This is a genomic window from Motilibacter deserti (assembly GCF_011250635.1).
Lineage (GTDB): Bacteria > Actinomycetota > Actinomycetes > Motilibacterales > Motilibacteraceae > Motilibacter_A > Motilibacter_A deserti.
Genome location: NZ_JAANNP010000006.1, coordinates 97,209 through 113,076, shown reverse-complemented (window position 1 = coordinate 113,076; position 15,868 = coordinate 97,209). Strand labels below are relative to the sequence as shown.

Annotated in this window: 19 protein-coding genes and 1 tRNA gene; 7 read left to right on the top strand and 13 right to left on the bottom strand. The window is 73.1% G+C overall.

Features of this window, described 5'->3' with window-relative positions; all coding sequences use genetic code 11:
- Positions 1–43 precede the first annotated feature (43 nt).
- The 3 genes from G9H71_RS11795 to G9H71_RS11785 all read right to left on the bottom strand — a co-directional run bounded on the left by G9H71_RS11795 (position 44) and on the right by G9H71_RS11785 (position 3,706).
- The gene (locus G9H71_RS11795) at positions 44–760 is read right to left on the bottom strand and encodes a fasciclin domain-containing protein (RefSeq protein WP_166281998.1); all 717 of its coding nucleotides are present in this window, start codon (positions 758–760) and stop codon (positions 44–46) included.
- Between the two features lie 122 nt (positions 761–882).
- Complete coding sequence (locus G9H71_RS25090; RefSeq protein ID WP_331272929.1) at positions 883–2,472, bottom strand: molybdopterin-dependent oxidoreductase; 1,590 nt, start codon at positions 2,470–2,472, stop codon at positions 883–885.
- An 82-nt stretch (positions 2,473–2,554) separates the two neighbouring features.
- Entirely contained in the window at positions 2,555–3,706 is a 1,152-nt protein-coding gene (locus tag G9H71_RS11785) for a cystathionine gamma-synthase (RefSeq protein WP_166281996.1), read from the bottom strand.
- Between the two features lie 101 nt (positions 3,707–3,807).
- On the opposite strand from G9H71_RS11785, the gene G9H71_RS11780 reads away from it, so the two are divergent.
- The 3 genes from G9H71_RS11780 to msrA all read left to right on the top strand — a co-directional run bounded on the left by G9H71_RS11780 (position 3,808) and on the right by msrA (position 5,278).
- On the top strand, positions 3,808–4,194 hold the full coding sequence (locus G9H71_RS11780; RefSeq protein WP_166281994.1) for an ArsR/SmtB family transcription factor: 387 nt from the start codon (positions 3,808–3,810) through the stop codon (positions 4,192–4,194).
- Positions 4,191–4,496: an SRPBCC family protein gene (locus G9H71_RS11775; protein ID WP_166281992.1), complete on the top strand. Its 306-nt coding sequence runs from the start codon at positions 4,191–4,193 to the stop codon at positions 4,494–4,496. The genes G9H71_RS11780 and G9H71_RS11775 overlap by 4 nt, the downstream gene beginning before the upstream one ends.
- A gap of 92 nt (positions 4,497–4,588) precedes the next feature.
- Complete coding sequence (gene msrA / locus G9H71_RS11770) at positions 4,589–5,278, top strand: peptide-methionine (S)-S-oxide reductase MsrA (protein ID WP_166281990.1); 690 nt, start codon at positions 4,589–4,591, stop codon at positions 5,276–5,278.
- 188 nt (positions 5,279–5,466) lie between these two features.
- Here the strand turns inward: msrA and G9H71_RS11765 are convergent, their stop codons facing one another.
- Positions 5,467–6,831 carry a cystathionine beta-synthase gene (locus G9H71_RS11765; protein WP_166281988.1) on the bottom strand — a complete coding sequence of 455 codons (1,365 nt, stop codon included), beginning with the start codon at positions 6,829–6,831 and terminating at the stop codon, positions 5,467–5,469.
- 144 nt (positions 6,832–6,975) lie between these two features.
- Here G9H71_RS11765 and G9H71_RS11760 point away from each other — a divergent pair, with 144 nt between their 5' ends.
- On the top strand, positions 6,976–8,157 hold the full coding sequence (locus G9H71_RS11760) for an SGNH/GDSL hydrolase family protein (RefSeq protein WP_166281986.1): 1,182 nt from the start codon (positions 6,976–6,978) through the stop codon (positions 8,155–8,157).
- Here the strand turns inward: G9H71_RS11760 and G9H71_RS11755 are convergent.
- On the bottom strand, positions 8,154–8,558 hold the full coding sequence (locus tag G9H71_RS11755) for a DUF3253 domain-containing protein (protein ID WP_407939733.1): 405 nt from the start codon (positions 8,556–8,558) through the stop codon (positions 8,154–8,156). The two genes, G9H71_RS11760 and G9H71_RS11755, sit on opposite strands and share 4 nt — an antisense overlap.
- Complete coding sequence (locus G9H71_RS11750) at positions 8,506–8,862, bottom strand: hypothetical protein (RefSeq protein WP_166281984.1); 357 nt, start codon at positions 8,860–8,862, stop codon at positions 8,506–8,508. The genes G9H71_RS11755 and G9H71_RS11750 overlap by 53 nt, the downstream gene beginning before the upstream one ends.
- 97 nt (positions 8,863–8,959) lie before the next feature.
- Here G9H71_RS11750 and G9H71_RS11745 point away from each other — a divergent pair, with 97 nt between their 5' ends.
- The 3 genes from G9H71_RS11745 to G9H71_RS11735 are packed head-to-tail and all read left to right on the top strand — an operon-like array spanning position 8,960 to position 10,669.
- Entirely contained in the window at positions 8,960–9,190 is a 231-nt protein-coding gene (locus tag G9H71_RS11745; protein WP_166281982.1) for a DUF4287 domain-containing protein, read from the top strand.
- A gap of 33 nt (positions 9,191–9,223) precedes the next feature.
- Positions 9,224–9,634: a PPOX class F420-dependent oxidoreductase gene (locus G9H71_RS11740; RefSeq protein WP_166281980.1), complete on the top strand. Its 411-nt coding sequence runs from the start codon at positions 9,224–9,226 to the stop codon at positions 9,632–9,634.
- 60 nt (positions 9,635–9,694) lie between these two features.
- A complete protein-coding gene (locus G9H71_RS11735) occupies positions 9,695–10,669 on the top strand; it encodes an LLM class F420-dependent oxidoreductase (protein WP_166281978.1) in 975 nt (324 codons plus the stop codon).
- A 377-nt stretch (positions 10,670–11,046) separates the two neighbouring features.
- Here G9H71_RS11735 and G9H71_RS11730 read toward each other — a convergent pair whose 3' ends face one another.
- From G9H71_RS11730 to G9H71_RS11700, 7 genes are all read right to left on the bottom strand, one after another.
- Positions 11,047–11,823: a Bax inhibitor-1/YccA family protein gene (locus G9H71_RS11730; protein WP_331272927.1), complete on the bottom strand. Its 777-nt coding sequence runs from the start codon at positions 11,821–11,823 to the stop codon at positions 11,047–11,049.
- Between the two features lie 140 nt (positions 11,824–11,963).
- Positions 11,964–12,037 (bottom strand) — tRNA-Leu (locus G9H71_RS11725).
- Positions 12,038–12,120: 83 nt separating this feature from the next.
- Positions 12,121–12,657 carry a peptide deformylase gene (locus G9H71_RS11720; protein ID WP_331272926.1) on the bottom strand — a complete coding sequence of 179 codons (537 nt, stop codon included), beginning with the start codon at positions 12,655–12,657 and terminating at the stop codon, positions 12,121–12,123.
- Positions 12,658–12,659: 2 nt separating this feature from the next.
- Positions 12,660–13,178 carry a glycine cleavage system protein R gene (locus G9H71_RS11715; protein ID WP_166281974.1) on the bottom strand — a complete coding sequence of 173 codons (519 nt, stop codon included), beginning with the start codon at positions 13,176–13,178 and terminating at the stop codon, positions 12,660–12,662.
- A gap of 16 nt (positions 13,179–13,194) precedes the next feature.
- On the bottom strand, positions 13,195–14,571 hold the full coding sequence (locus G9H71_RS11710; RefSeq protein ID WP_166281972.1) for an NAD(P)/FAD-dependent oxidoreductase: 1,377 nt from the start codon (positions 14,569–14,571) through the stop codon (positions 13,195–13,197).
- Positions 14,572–14,641: 70 nt separating this feature from the next.
- Positions 14,642–15,430, bottom strand: coding sequence for a uracil-DNA glycosylase (locus G9H71_RS11705; RefSeq protein ID WP_331272925.1), 789 nt, complete (start codon positions 15,428–15,430; stop codon positions 14,642–14,644).
- Between the two features lie 103 nt (positions 15,431–15,533).
- Positions 15,534–15,770 carry a hypothetical protein gene (locus G9H71_RS11700; RefSeq protein ID WP_166281970.1) on the bottom strand — a complete coding sequence of 79 codons (237 nt, stop codon included), beginning with the start codon at positions 15,768–15,770 and terminating at the stop codon, positions 15,534–15,536.
- Positions 15,771–15,868 lie beyond the last annotated feature (98 nt).

The following is a 15,868-nucleotide window of genomic DNA, read 5'->3' as shown; positions in this document are numbered from 1 at the left end:
GTGTTCGCACACACGGGCCCGGGGCTGTCGGAAGCGGCAGTGGTCAGCTCGCCGGCATGAGCACCGAGTCGATGAGGTAGACCGTCGCGTTCGCGGTCTTCACGCCACCGCAGATGACGTTGGCGTCGTTGACCTTCAGCGAGTCGCCGCTGCCGGTCACGTCCACGTCGCCGCCCTCCACGGTCGTCTGCATCCCGACGACCTGCTCGGGCGACAGCTGGCCGGGGACCACGTGGTAGGTCAGGATCTGGGTGAGCAGGGTGTCGTCGGTCTTCAGCGTCGCGAGCGTCTTCGCGTCGATCTTCGCGAATGCCGCGTCGACCGGGGCGAAGACGGTGAACTGGTCGCCGTTGAGCGTGTCCACGAGGTCGACCTTGGGGTTGAGCTTGCCCGACACCGCGGACACGAGGGTCTTGAGCAGCGGGTTGTTCGACGCGGCGGTCGCCAGGGGGTCCTGCGCCATACCCGCGACGGAGCCCGCGCCGCTGGGCACGGCCTTCGCGTAGTCGGCACAGCCCGGCCCCACGAGGCCGGACGCGGCGTCCGTGCCGGTCATGTCGCTGCCCGTGGAGGCCTCCGTCGAGGGAGCCATGGAGGGCGCCATCGACGGCGTCATCGACGGGGCCGACGAGGTCATGCCACTGTCGCTCGTGGTGCCGGCCGCCGTGTCGTCGCCGTCGTCGCCGCACGCGGTCAGCCCCAGCGTGAGGGCGGCGAGGACGCCGGCTACGGCGAGCGGCTTGCGGGTCGCGAGGTTCATGATCTGCCTTTCGTTCCTGTGTCGCATGGTGTGCGAGGGCATGGCTGAGCAGGCCGCCGGCCCGCGAGCGGGCACGGCGCAGCCGTGGGTGTCTCTTGCTGCCCGGCGTCGCCGGGGTGCGGTCAGTCCGTGACCCGGACGACCACCGAGTGCCATCCCTGGGAGCCTTCAGGGAACGGCGCTTCGCGTGTTTGTGGCTGCGTCTCACCGTCCGCGTCGGTGGCGCGGACCTCGAGCTTGTGGGTGCCGGGCTCGGTGGCGTCCCACTCCCAGACCCACTGGCGCCAGAGGTCCTTGCTTCCCGCGGCGGACAGCTGCGCCGGCTGCCACGGCCCGCCGTCCACCCGGACCTCGACCTTGCTGACTCCACGGTGCTGGGCCCACGCGACGCCCGCAACCGCAACGCGTCCGGGTGGGTTCTTCGAGAACGGCCGGGGCGTGTCGATGCGTGAGGCGGTCTTGATCGGCGCCTGCTCGGCCCAGCCGCGCTTGACCCAGTAGGCGTCGTACGCGTCGAAGCTGGTGAGCTCCAGCTCCGTCACCCACTTGGTCGCCGAGACGTAGCCGTAGAGCCCGGGAACCACCATGCGCACGGGGAAGCCGTGCTTCGGCAGGAGCGGCTCGCCGTTCATCGCCACGGCGAGCATGGCGTCCCGCCCGTCCATGACGACCGCCGTCGGAGTCCCTATGGTCATGCCGTCGACGGAACGGCTGACGATCTGGTCGGCTCGGGCGCGGGGGCCGGCCTCCTCGAGCAGCGGCTTCAGCGGGACGCCGAGCCATCTCGCCGTGCCCACGAGGTTCCCGCCCACCTCGTTGGAGACGCAGGTGAGCGTGATGTCGCGCTCGATCATCGGCCTGGCCAGCAGCTGCTGCCAATCGAGGCTCAGCTCCCGTTCCACGTCGCCGTGGATGCGCAGCCGCCAGTCCTCCGTCGTGAGCTGGGGCACCGTCAGCGCCGTGTCCACCCGGTAGAAGTCCCGGCTCGCGGTGTAGAAGGACGACAGGCCCGCCGTCCGCAACATCGCGCCGGGGGCGAGCGCCGGGGCCGGGCTCGCCGGGACGGGGAGGCGTACGGCAGCCCGCGAAGCCGCCACATCGAGCCGGCTGCGAGCCGCCCGTGCGATCAGCTCGGTGCTCACGGCGGCGACGCCGACCCCCGCCGCCGCCACGAGGAACCGCCGCCGTCCCACCCCCACCTGGGATTCCGGCTTCTGGCTTCCTGCTTCCGTCGTCGTGGCGCGCGGAGCCACCCGCGACGACACGGCGTGCAGCAGGAGACCGAGAGCCAGCCCACCGAGCAGCCCCCCGACCAACGAGGGGAGCACGTCCTGCCAATCGGCGTTCGGCCGTGAGACGGCCGCAGACGCGGCCACGGCCGCGAGCAGCGCGATGAAGGCATAGCCCAGGACCCTGCGCCGGACCGCGAGCGCACCAACCAGCAGGGCGAGCACGAGAACGGTCGCGACGACGCCGGCGATGAGGACGTCCTTGTCGTTCTCGCCGAAGGTGCGGATGGCGAACTCCTTGAGCCACCGCGGCGTCCGATCGACGAACGCGCCCCCGACGGCGATCACCGGCGAGGACGTGCGCCCGAGGAGAGCAGCCACCAGCTCCGCGGTGCCGAGCGACAGGAGCGCGGCGAGCAGCCCGGACAACGCCCCGAGGGCGCGTTGTCCGCGGAACCCGTCCCGCTCGCTATCGCCTGTCACACAGAGTCTTCGCCCCTGCTCCGCGTCCGGACTGCTCCGTCCGCTGCGATGGAGGTCACCGTTTGGGAACGCGTGGCGGCGGTCATCCGCGCAGCGCCTGGTCCAGGTCCGCGACGAGGTCGTCGACGCTCTCGATGCCGACGGACAACCGGACGAGGTCGGCGGGGACCTCGAGCGGGGAGCCGGCCGCCGACGCGTGCGTCATGCGCCCCGGGTGCTCGATGAGCGACTCGACGCCCCCGAGCGACTCGCCCAGGGTGAAGACCTTCGCCCGCTCGCAGACACGGAGCGCGGCCTCCTCACCGCCCTTGAGCCGGAACGACACCATGCCGCCGTACGCGCGCATCTGCTTCTGCGCGATCTCGTGCCCCACGTGGCCGGGCAGCCCGGGATAGAGCACCTCGGCGACGGCCGGCGAGGACTGCAGGAACTCGACGACGCGCTCGGCGTTGGAGCAGTGCCGGTCCATGCGCACGGCCAGCGTCTTGGCGCCGCGCAGGACGAGCCAGCTGTCGAAGGGCCCGGGCACGGCACCGGCGGCGTTCTCCGAGAAGGCGAGCCGCTCGCCCAGCCCGGTGTCGCTGACCACCAGCGCACCGCCCACGACGTCGGAGTGGCCGCCGAGGTACTTCGTCGTCGAATGCACCACCACGTCGGCGCCGAGGGCGAGCGGCTGCTGCAGGTAGGGCGAGGCGAAGGTGTTGTCCACCAGCACGAGCGCGGCGGAGTCGTGCGCGATCGAGGAGATGGCCGCGATGTCGGCGATCGACAGCAGCGGGTTCGACGGGGTCTCGATCCACACCAGCTTCGTCGAGCCTGGGCGCACCGCCGCGCGCACGGCGTCCAGGTCGCGCAGGTCCACCGGGTCGTACTCGACCCCCCAGCGCGACCAGACCTTGGCGAAGAGCCGGTAGGTCCCGCCGTAGGCGTCGTTCGGGACGATCACGTGGTCGCCCGGCGACAGCACCGTGCGCAGCAGGGTGTCCTCGGCGGCCAGCCCGCTGGCGAAGGCGAGCGCGCGTCGGCCGCCCTCGAGCGCGGCAAGGCACTCCTCGAGCGCGGTCCGGGTCGGGTTGGCCGAGCGGGAGTACTCATAGCCCCCGCGCAGCCCGCCGACGCCGTCCTGCTTGTAGGTGGACGCCTGGACGATCGGCGGCACCACGGCCCCCGTAAGCGGGTCGGGCTCCTGCCCGGCGTGGATCGCAAGGGTCTCGAAGCCGTACGCGTCGGTCATGCGTCTCACGCTAGCCCCGCTCCTGCTACGGCGCTCCCGAGGGAGCCCCGTGACGCTCGAGCAGATGCTTGACCTTTGATCTCGCGCGCACAGGCAAGGGAGTGCTTGACGATCCAGCGGTCCTCGACCGCGCGTTCCACGCCCTGGCCGACCCGAGCCGGCGCAGCATGGTCGACCGGCTCAGCCGTGGGCCGGCGTCGGTGAGCGAGCTGGCGCGGCCACTGGAGATGTCGCTCGCCGCCGCTCTGCAGCAGGTGCAGGTGCTCGAGGCGAGCGGGCTGGTCGAGTCGCGCAAGACGGGCCGGGTGCGTACGTGCCGGCTGAACGAGGAGGCCATGCAGTCGGCCGAGCAGTGTCTGGCGGAGCGGCGCGGCGTCTGGGAGCACCGGCTCCAGCGGCTCGGCGAGGTGCTCGACGAGCAGGCGGCAACGACAGACGAAGACCGGAGCGCACGTCGTACGACCCGGAAGCGAGCGAGCACGTCGTGAGCGTGGAGATCAGCACCTGGAGCATCGAGCGCGACCACCCGCACCCGCCGGAGCGCGTCTTCACGGCGTCGGCCGACCCAAAGGTCAAGGTCCGGTGGTTCGACCTGTCCGACGCCGCGGACCCGGACTACTCCGCCGACTACCGGATCGGCGGGCGGGAGAGGTTCCGCTCCCCGCGGGCGATGCCCGTCTATACCGAGCGGGGCGCCTACCTCGACGGGCTCGACGAGGCGGCTTCGCGGCGTACGGGCACGCCCGGGCAGCTGGACCGGCTCGCCGCCGCCCTCGAGGAGGCCGCATGAGCGCCAAGGATGAGGCGCTGGTCTCGGTACAGCCGCAGTAGCGGCGCTCTGGCGTGCTGGAATCGCGCACGCTCCAGCAGCGTTGCCTGGACATGGTGTTCGGACGTATGAAGGCATCGATGGTCCCCGCCGAGTCGGCCCTCCCCGGCCGGCCGGCACGGCCGTTCTCCCTCGCCGGCACGCACACCGTGCTCGGCACCCCGATCGAGGGGCCGTACCCGGCCGGCCTCGAGACCGCGTACTTCGCCATGGGCTGCTTCTGGGGCGCCGAGCGGGCGTTCTGGAAGGTTCCCGGCGTCTGGACGACCGCCGTCGGCTACCAGGGCGGGTTCACCCCGAACCCGACCTACGAGGAGACGTGCACCGGCATGACCGGGCACACCGAGGCCGTCAAGGTCGTCTTCGACCCCACGAAGGTGACCTATGCCGAGCTGCTGAAGGTGTTCTGGGAGTCGCACGACCCGACCCAGGGCTACCGCCAGGGCAACGACGTCGGCACGCAGTACCGCTCGGCGGTCTACTGGACCTCGGAGGAGCAGCGTGCGGCGCTCGAGGCGTCGCGGGCGGCCTACCAGGCCGAGCTCACCCGCGCCGGCCACGGCGAGATCACGTCCGAGCTCGCGCCGGCCGGGGAGTTCTACTACGCCGAGGACTACCACCAGCAGTACCTCTCGGACGCGAAGGTGCCGTGGGGCTACTGCGGACTCGGCGGGACCGGCGTGTCCTGCCCGGTCGGGCTCGACACGTCCGCGGCGACGGAGTCCGCGCCCGCTGCGGGCTGACGCTCAGCGAGGGCTGACTCCACAGTGACGACAGAAGGGCCAGCGACACTTGTCGCCGGCCCTTCTGCACGCCTCCCCCACCCCTCATCGCTGATCATGCACATGTGGCAAGTTGTCCACAACGCAGAGCCTGTGGACAACTCGCCACAGGTGCATGATCGCCGCGAGAAGAGTGGGACGGTCGAGGCTCAGGTCGCGAGGTACCCCAGCATGTCCTGGCGGGTGATGACCCCGACCGGGTCGCCGTCGGCGATGACGACCGCGGCGCCGGCCTGCTCGAGCGCGGTGACCGCGGCGCTGACCGGCTCGCCCGCGCCGAGGATCGGCAACGGCGCGCTCATGTGCTGGTCGAGCCGGTCGGCCAGGTGGGCGCGCCCGGCGAAGAGGGCGTCGAGCAGCGCCGCCTCGGACACCGACCCGACGATCTCGGCGGCCTTCACCGGCGGCTCGGCGCGCACGACCGGCATCTGCGACACCGCGTACTCGCGCAAGATGTCGACCGCCTCGCGGACGGTCTCGGTCGGGTGCACGTGCACGAAGGCCGGGACGTCACCGGACTTGGCGCGCAGCACCTCGCCGACCGTGGCCTCCTTCGAGGTCTCCAGGAAGCCGTAGGACGCCATCCAGTCGTCGTTGAAGATCTTCGACAGGTAGCCGCGCCCGCCGTCGGGCAGCAGCACGACCACGACGTCGTCAGGCCCGAGTCGCTCGGCGACCCGCAGCGCCGCGACGACCGCCATGCCGCACGAGCCCCCGACGAGCAACCCCTCCTCGCGGGCGAGCCGCCGCGTCATCACGAAGGAGTCCCGGTCCGACACCGCGACGATCTCGTCGGCGATCTCGCGGTCGTACGCCTCGGGCCAGAAGTCCTCGCCGACGCCCTCGACCAGGTAGGGCCGGCCGCTGCCGCCGCTGTAGACCGAGCCCTCGGGGTCCGCGCCGATCACCTGAACTCGCCCTTGTGAAGCTTCCTTCAGGTATCGCCCGATGCCCGAGATCGTGCCACCGGTGCCGACACCAGTCACGAAATGCGTGATCCTGCCTTCGGTCTGCTCCCAGAGCTCCGGCCCGGTGGTCTCGTAGTGCGACCGGGGGTTGTTGGGGTTGGAGTACTGGTCCGGCTTCCAACCGCCCTCGGTCTCGCGGGCGAGCCGGTCACTGACGTTGTAGTAGGAGCGCGGGTCCTCCGGGTCGACCGCCGTCGGGCAGACCACGACCTCCGCGCCGTAGGCCTTGAGGACGTTGCGCTTGTCCTCCGCGACCTTGTCAGGGCAGACGAAGATGCATTTGTAGCCGCGCTGCTGGGCCACGATCGCTAACCCCACGCCGGTGTTGCCTGACGTCGGCTCGACGATCGTGCCGCCGGGCTTGAGCTCCCCGGACGCCTCCGCGGCCTCGATCATCCGGGTCGCGATGCGGTCCTTCACGGAGCCGCCCGGGTTGAACGACTCGACCTTCGCCAGCACCAGCGGCTGGACGTGCGACGCGACGGAGCGCAGGCGGACCAGGGGTGTGCCGCCGATCAGGTCGACGACGGACTCGGCGTATTCCACGTCGGCAGCCTAGGCGCGAGCCCTTGGATACGGTGAAGGCCCCTGCGGCCCGGCGGGCGCCCACGACCGCCTCCGGCTGCGTACGCATCGAGGAGGTCGCCCCGTGCCCGCCCGCCGTCCTTGTCCCCCGCCCGAGCGCCAGCCGTGAGCCGGGCATCGGCGGCACGGCGGATCGCGGTCGGGGCGGCGTACGGCGGCACCGGCGTCGGCGCGCTGTCCGCCACGACGTACGCGCTGCTCTCCGCGCAGGCCAAGCTCGCCCGCCGGCGCATCGGGCAGCCCGTCGACGACTCGCCGAACGCCGACGGGGTCTACGGCGCGCGCTTCGCCGGCGCCCCGCTGTCGATGGTGATGCTCGGCGACTCGAGCGCCGCGGGCCTCGGTGTGCACCGGGCCGAGGACACCCCCGGCGGCGTCATCGCCGAGGGGGTGGCCACGGCCGCCCGCAGACCAGTACGGCTCACCCGGGTGGCGAAGGTCGGGGCGCGCTCGGACGGGCTCGACCAGCAGGTGACCCGCGCCCTGGAGGCCAGCCCGCACGTCGCGGTCGTGATGGTCGGCGGGAACGACGTGACCCACCGCGTACGCCCCTCGGCGTCGGTGCGGCACCTCGACGAGGCGGTCCGGCGGCTGCGCCAGGCCGGCTGCGAGGTCGTGGTCGGCACCTGCCCGGACCTCGGCACGATCCAGCCGATCGCCCAGCCGCTGCGCCTGATCGCACGGCACTGGTCCCGCCAGCTCGCGGCGGCGCAGACGATCGGCGTGGTCGAGGCCGGCGGGCGCACGGTGTCGCTCGGTGACCTGCTCGGCCCGGAGTTCGCCGCGAACCCGATGGAGATGTTCGGGCCGGACCGCTTCCACCCGTCGGCAGCGGGCTACCGCGCCGCCGGCCAGGCGCTGCTCCCGTCCGTGCTCGCCGCGCTCGGCCTAGCGCCGGTCGGCGAGGACACTCCCGACGCCCGGCGCGGCGAGGGGCTGCGCAGCGTCGCCGAGGCGGCCGTGGAGGCGGCCGACACTGCGGGCACGGAGGTCACCGGCACGCAGGTGGCCGGGCGCGAGCGCGGGCCGCGCGGGCGGTGGGCGCTGCTGCTGCGGCGCCGCCCGGGGCCGGCGGGCAGCGAGCCGGGCGCCGGGACGGAGACCGAGCCCCGCGCCGGGGAGGGGACCGAGCCGGGCATTGCGCGGGGCCGCGGGCCCGACCTCGGGCCCGCGCCGGTTGACCGCGCGGCGCCGCTCGCGGACGAGGAGCAGTCCTTGGACGTACGTGCGCCGGTCGCGCCGCTGCAGCGCCGCGACGCGGTGACGGGGAGCGGGCAGGCCAGCTAGCCGATGGTCGTCCGCCGGATGCGGATCGGCCCCTTCGCCGCCGCCGGGTCGACGACCTCGCCCCCCTGGGTGATGACGACCTCGCCCGCGGCCACGAGGCGGCGCGCCGCAGCCCGCGCGGGCTCCATGAGCTCGCGCCAGGCCTTCCCGCCGACCGCGCGTGCCGCCTCCGACGGGCAGATGGTGGCGCCCATCGCGCGCCGCGCGAGCAGCGTGCGGATCGAGTCCTCCAGCTCGCGGTCGGTCGCCCGCGCGCCCTCGTGCGTGCTCACCGCGCCCACCCTGGCGCGACCACGGCGCCCGCCCGCCGTCGTCCGCGCCCACGCGCCAGCGCCCGCCCTGGCGTGCTCACAGCGCCCGCCGCACGTCGCGCAACGCGCCGAGCGCCGCGTCGACCGCAGGCTCGCCGTCGCCCTGCCCCGCGCGCTCGTCGAGGACGGAGAGCAGGTCGCTCCCGCACACCGCCACCAGGTCCCCGCTCGCCGTGTCCGCCAGCCCGGGCAGCTCACGCCGCGGCTCGCCCTCCAGCTGTGCCGCCGCGTCCGCGAGTGCCTGGGCGGCGGCCCGCGCCGCGGCGGCACGCGAAGGCCACGGCGGAGCCGGCTCGCCCAGCCGGCCCACGGCCAGCGTGCGCAGCCGGTCGGCCACCCGGCGTACCTCACGCTCGAGCTCGTCCCGGGGCGTCCCGTCCTCGTCGCCGATCACGACGCCAGTGTGGCGAGCCCGCGCGGCACTTGCGAACCACCCCGGTCTAGGAGGAACCTCGGAAGCGACACGTTGCCAACCCACGGAGGCACCGCCGATGTCCCTACGCCCGTCCGAGGAAACCCACACCCAGCTCGTCGCGCGGATCCCGCAGGCAACCGGACGACCCATGGCCGAGTGGTTCCAGGCCCTGGAGGACGGGCCGAGCCTGCTCCGCCAGGAGGAGCGGGTCGACTGGCTGCGGACGGAGCACGACCTGTCACACGCGTACGCGCAGGCCATCGTGCACGAGCACGTGAAGCAGAAGGCGTCGCGCAGCTTCAGCTGACGCCGTCGACCAGACGTCACCGGAGCACCGACAGTGGACGCCGAGCGCGCCCGGGAGTTCGTCCGGTCGAACTCCCGGGCCGTCCTGACGACCTTCCGCGCTGACGGGCGGCCGCAGCTGTCCCCGGTCACGGTCGGCGTGGACGACGCGGGCCGCGTTATCGTGAGCTCGCGGGAGACTGCGGTCAAGGTGCGCAACCTCCGCCGCGACCCGCGAGTGGCGGCATGCGTCTTCACCGAACGCTTCTTCGGCGACTGGGTCCAGGTCGAGGGCACCGCGGAGATCGTCGCGCTGCCCGAGGCGATGGAGCTGCTCGTCGACTACTACCGCCGGATCGCCGGTGAGCACCCCGACTGGGACGACTACCGCGCCGCCATGGAGCGTGACCGCCGCGTCCTCCTCCGGTTCGCCATCGAGCGCGCGGGGCCGAACGTCTCCGGCTGACTCAGCCCGCGCCGAGCGGCGCGGGGTTATGCCCCCGGCAGCCCGGGCAAGCGGCAGCCTGTGACTCGAATCGGATACACGATCATGGGCGAGCAGGCCGGCCCGCGCCAGCTCGTCCGCGACGCCGTACGCGCCGAGCAGGTCGGCTACGACTTCCTCGTGAGCAGCGACCACTACAACCCCTGGCTGCGCGCGCAGGGGCATTCGCCGTACGCCTGGACCGTGCTCGGCGCGGTCGCCCAGGCCACCGAGCGCATCCCGTTCATGACGTACGTGACCTGCCCGCTGTTCCGCTACCACCCGGCCGTCGTGGCGCAGAAGGCCGCGACGCTCGCGCTGTTGAGCGAAGGGCGCTTCACGCTCGGGCTCGGCGCCGGGGAGAACCTCAACGAGCACGTCGTGGGCGGCGGCTGGCCGCCGGTCGACGTGCGCCACGAGATGTTCGAGGAGGCGCTCGAGATCATCCGTGAGCTCTTCGACGGCGGCTACGTCACCTTCCACGGTGAGCACTACGACGTGGAGTCGGCCAAGCTCTGGGACCTGCCCGACGAGCCGGTGAAGATCGGGGTCGCGGTGTCCGGCGAGCAGTCGTGCACGCTGGCCGGGTCGTACGCCGACCTCATGATCGCCACCGAGCCGAAGCCCGAGCTCGGGGAGTACTTCGACGCGGCCGGCGGCCGGGGCAAGCCGCGCGTCGGCCAGCTGCCGGTGTGCTTCGACCGCGACAAGGACGCGGCGGTCCAGCGCGCGCACGAGCAGTTCCGCTGGTTCGGGCTGACGTGGAAGGTCAACGCCGAGCTGCCGGGGCCGACGGCTTTCGAGGCCGCGTCGCAGTTCGTCAAGCCCGACGACGTGGCCGAGTCCATCCCCTGCGGCCCAGACGTCGCCGCCTTCGTCGAGGGCGTGAAGCCTTTCGTGGAAGCCGGGTTCACCGATGTGGCGCTCGTGCAGATCGGCGCCGACTCCCAGGACGCTTTCCTCGACTGGTCCGAGTCCGAGCTGCTCCCCGCGCTGCGCGAGGCCTACGGCTCCTGACCGCCCGCCCCCGGGTTGGCAGAATGCCGCATCGTCGCAGGACCGGATTGGCAGGATGCCGCATCGTCGCGCCTCTATCGGCGCGATGCCGCATCGTGACGGGCGCGGATCGGCACGATGCCGCATTCTGAGCCTCGGCGTCCGGAGGAGTGGCGCGTCGGGCGGAGTGGCGCGTCCGGAGCAGTGGCGCGTCCGGAGCAGTGGCGCGTCCGGAGGAGTGGCACACTTCGGCACCGGCACCGGCACCGGCCCCGCCCACGCGACGGCGCGACCCTGGAAACGCCGGAGGGCCGGCCCCCTTGGGGGCCGGCCCTCCGTCCGCTACCGCGAGCGTGCCGCGCGATCCGAGCCGCCATCCGAGCGCGGCGCGGCCTGCGTCAGTCGTTCCCGCGCAGGATGGCGAGCAGCCGGAGCAGCTCGACGTAGAGCCAGACGACGGTGGCCATGAGGCCGAACGCCGCGAGCCAGGAGTAGCGCTCGGGCAGGCCGTTGCGCACGCCCTGCTCGACGAAGTCGAAGTCGAGCACGAGGAAGAACGCGGCCAGCGCGACACCCGCGACGCAGAGCAGCACGCCCAGGCCGCCGATGCCGTAGAAGCCCCAGCCGTCGCCGACGCCGAACAGCGCGCCGACGAGGGACGCGAGGGCCACGCCGAAGTACGCCAGCCCCGCGATCGTCAGGACCTTCATGAACTTCGGCGTCGCGCGGAGCACCTTGGTCTTGTAGAGCGCGAGCATGGCGCCGAACGCGGCCAGCGTGCCGATCACGGCCTGGCTGACGATGCCGGGCCACTGGTCGTTGAAGACCGCGCTGATGCCGCCGACGAAGAGGCCTTCCGCCGCGGCGTAGCTGAGGATGAGCGCCGGGTTGGTCGACTGCTTGAACGAGATGACGAGCCCGAGCACGAGGCCGACGATCATGCCCACGAACGCCAGGCCCGGCGCCACGAACCAGGCGAACGCCGCGCCGACGAGCAGCACGCCGAAGCAGGCGAGCGTCTTCATCACGGCGTCGTCGATGGTCATGCGCCCGGTCTGAACCGGCCCCGCCGACGGACGGCGGTACATCTCCTCCAGCGACCCCGGCGTGGGGGTCGGGACGTCACGGAACGTCGCGTTGCCCCCGCGCGAGAAGCCCTCGCTCCGGTTGAACACGGGGTTCCTGCTCTCCACTGTGACACCTCCGGTGGGCGCCGCACCATGCGGAGCCTCGTAGATGAGAACGTCGCGGCGACTCCGCGTAGTTCCGCGCGCAGGGACGACTTGCCGCAGCCGGCGTCCCGCACCGGAAGGTGTGCCCCCGGTGGGGCTCGAACCCACACTCGGCGCTTTTTAAGAGCGCTGCCTCTGCCGATTGGGCTACGGGGGCGGACGGGCGAAAGGGTACGGCCGACGGGCCGTGCCCGCGGACGCTTCGGCTCGCCCGCGGAAGGCCGAGCCCGGCCTGCGGGACTACAGGTAGGTCTTGCGCTGGTGGATCGCGTGCGCGCCGGCGACGCGGTCGAGGAAGAGCAGGCCGGCGCAGTGGTCGATCTCGTGCTGGTACGCACGGGCCTCGAACGCGTCGGTGCGCACCTCCAGCCGCTCCCCCGTGCCCGGCACCACGCCGGACACGAGCACGCGCCCGGCGCGGCGTACGTCACCGGTCAGGTCGGGAACGGACATGCATCCCTCGCGCCCCTTCTCCCAGCGCGAGGCCTCGACGACCTCGGCGTTGGCCAGGACGACCGGCCCGTGGACCGTGCGGGCCTTGGGGTGGCCGGTGACGTCGAGGGAGAAGAGCCGCCAGCCGACGCCCACTTGCGGCGCGGCGAGCCCTACGCATCCCGGGGACACCCGCTGGGTCGCCAGCAGGTCGGCCGCCAGCTGCACGACGGCCGGGTCGAGCGGGTCGACCTCGGCGCCGGGCCCGGACAGGACGTGGGCGGGGGCGCGTACGACGGGGAGGACCCGGCCCTCGGGGAGCTCGGGCAGCAGGCTGGCGTCCACGCTCAGAGCAGGTCGGTGTCGACCGGTCGCAGCGAGACGTCGACGTCGAGGGACTCGGCGGCGACGCGCAAGGCTCGGTGGAGCGCGGCGACGTCGGTGCCGGTCGGGAGGTCGACCTCGGCGACGAGGACGTAGAGGTCGCCGGAGAGGCGGGTCGTGAGGTCGGTGACGCTGCCGCCGACCCCGGCGACGACGCCCAGCATCGAGGAGACGATGCCGGGGCGGTCCCCGCCGTGGACCGAGAGGAGGTACGGCGCCCCCGAGACCGCCGCGACCCCGGCCTCCGGGACGGGCCGTACCGACACGTCGAGCGAGCCGTCGGCCGAGACCGGGGCCAGCGCGGCCTCGACGTCGGAGAGAGCGCGCTCGGTGGAGACGACGAGCACCATCGCGAAGTGCCCGCGCAGCAGCGTCATCGTCGAGTCCTCGAGGTTGCCGCCGAGGCGCGAGAGGTAGCCCGTTACCTCCGCGACGATCCCGGGCCGGTCGGTGCCGAGCACCGTCACGGCCAGCAGAGCCATGCGCGCGCCCCTGCTGCTACTGGCCCTGGCCGCGGCCCGGGCCGGAGATGGCGGCCTCGGGCTGCTCCTGCACCTTGGGCAGCGGCGCGAACTCCTCGAACTCGTGGCGCGGGCGCTGCAGCGACCCCAGCGACACGACCTCACGGCGGAAGAAGAGCGCGGACGCCCAGTCGGCCTGGACCTCGATCTTGCGGCGGAAGGTGGGCACCCGGCTCATGTGGTAGATGCGGTGCATCATCCAGGCCGGCCAGCCCTTGAGCTTGACGCCGTAGACGTTGGCCACGCCCTTGCGCAGGCCGAGGCCCGCGACCGAGCCGGCGTACTTGTGCTTGTAGTCCTTCGGGCCGAACCCGCGGATCGCCGCGACGACGTTGTCGGCCAGCACGGGCGCCTGGCGCACGGCGTGCTGGGCGCTCGGGCTGCAGAACCCGCCGGGGCCGGTGCCGGTGAGGTCCGGGACGCCGGCGCAGTCGCCCGCGCCCCACGCGCCCTCGACGCCCTCGACCTGCAGCTTGGTCGTGCACTTGAGCCGGCCGCGGTCGTCCAGCGGCAGGTCGCTCGAGCCGAGGACGGGGTTGGCCTTGACGCCGGCGGTCCAGACCACGGTGTTGGTGTCGAACTCCGTGCCGTCGCTCAGCACGACGTGCCCGTCGACGCAGGAGTTGAGGAACGTCTTGAGCTTCATCTCCATGCCGCGCTTGCGCAGCGACTCGAGGGTCCAGACGCCCATCTCGGGACCGACCTCGGGCAGGATGCGGTCGGCGGCCTCGACGAGGACCCAGCGCAGGTCCTCGGCCTTGATGGTCTCGTAGTAGCGCGTCGCGAACTTCGCCATGTCCTGCAGCTCGGCGAAGGCCTCGATGCCCGCGTAGCCGCCGCCGACGAAGCAGAAGGTCAGCGCGCGGCGGCGCAGCTCGGGGTCGCTGCTCGACTCGGCGAGGTCCAGCTGGTCGATGATGTGGTTGCGGAGGTAGATCGCCTCCTCGACCCGCTTGAACCCGATGCCGCGCTCGGCGAGGCCGGGGATGGGGAGGATGCGCGGGACCGAGCCCAGGGCCACGATGACGTGGTCGTAGCCGACCTCGTAGGGGTCACCGTCGTGCGGGTTGACGTGCACCACCTTGCGGGCGTGCTCGATGCCCGTGACCTCGCCGGTCACGACCTTGCACACGTCGAGCACCCGTCGCAGCGGGACCACGATGTGGCGCGGCTCGATGTTGCCGGCGGCCGCCTCGGGGAGGAACGGCTGGTAGGTCATGTAGGACCGGGAGTCGATGACGATGACCTCGGCCTCGTCACGTCGCAGCTTCTTCTGCAGACGGAGCGCGGTGTACATCCCGACGTAGCCGCCCCCGACGATGACGATCCGGGGGCGCGCGGACGACTGAGCCATGCCAACCAAGCTACCCGAGCGGGTCTCAACGACCGAACCGGCCTGGGAGTGCCGCCCCGTGATGAACCTGTTATAGGGGGCCCTGCAAACCGGACAGCTCACGGGCGCGGGCCAGCACGTCGTCGGCCATCGCGGGGGTGAGCCGACCGGTGAAGGTGTTCTGCTGGCTGGGGTGGTAGCAGCCCAGGACGGTCAACGGGCCGAGCCCGACCTCTGCCCCGTGGCCGAACGCGGGCCGCGGCGACGGCACGTCGAGCCCGCGCCGGGAGAGCGCCGTCAGCAGGGCCTGCCAGGCGAAGCCGCCGAGCGCGAGGGCGACCCGGGCGTGCGGGAGGAGCAGCTCGAGCTCGCGGTCCAGCCAGGGGGCGCAGGTGTCGCGCTCGCCGGGCGTGGGCTTGTTGGCCGGCGGCGCGCAGCGCACCGCCGGGAGCATGCGGGCCTGCAGCAGCCGCTGCCCGTCGTACGCGCTGGTGCTCGTGGGCTGCGCGGCGAACCCGGCCCGGTGCAGCGCGGCGAAGAGGAAGTCCCCGCTCGCGTCGCCGGTGAAGATGCGGCCCGTCCGGTTGCCGCCGTGGGCCGCCGGCGCGAGGCCGACGATGAGGAGCCGGGCCTCCGGGTCGCCCCAGCCGGCGATCGGGCGGCCCCAGTAGGCCTCCGTCGCGAACATCCGGCGCTTGGCCCGGGCGACGTCCTCGCGCCACTCGACGAGCCGCGGGCAGGCGCGGCAGACCGAGACGCGGGCGTCGAGCTCGGCGAGCCCGCCCGCGGACCCGGCGAGGGCGCGTACGCCGGCCGCCCCTTGTGCCACGGGGGTCGCCGCGTCCGCGAGGTCGCCCGGCCACCCGCTGCCGGGCGGCACCGGCGACGGCAGCGGGGGCGGGTCGACGCCAGAGGAGGCGTTCAGGGCCGGCCTGCCCGGCCCGTGCGCCCGGGGGTCGCTCGCACCCGGAGGACGCGCACGCTCAGGAGGAGGGGGCGCGGAAGCCGCCGACGGGGCCGTCGGTCCCGCCAGGGTCCTGCTCGCCCGCGCGGCGGCCCTCCTCGACGGGGTCCTCCGTGGGCGCGTCGGCCTCCCCCGCTGACGCCACGGCGGCCGGCGGCACGACGGCGCCTGCGGTGATCGTCGGCGCGGGGATGATCGGGGCCGCGGTGTTGCCGTCCTTGTCCGGCTCGTCCTGCTCGACGTCGGGCACGGTCATGGCGCTCTCCTTCCCGCCGCGGTGCGCGTCCGCGACGGGTCTCCTCCTGCCCGGCCGGCGCCCGGCTCATCCCACGGCCCACTGAGAAGGATCAGCAG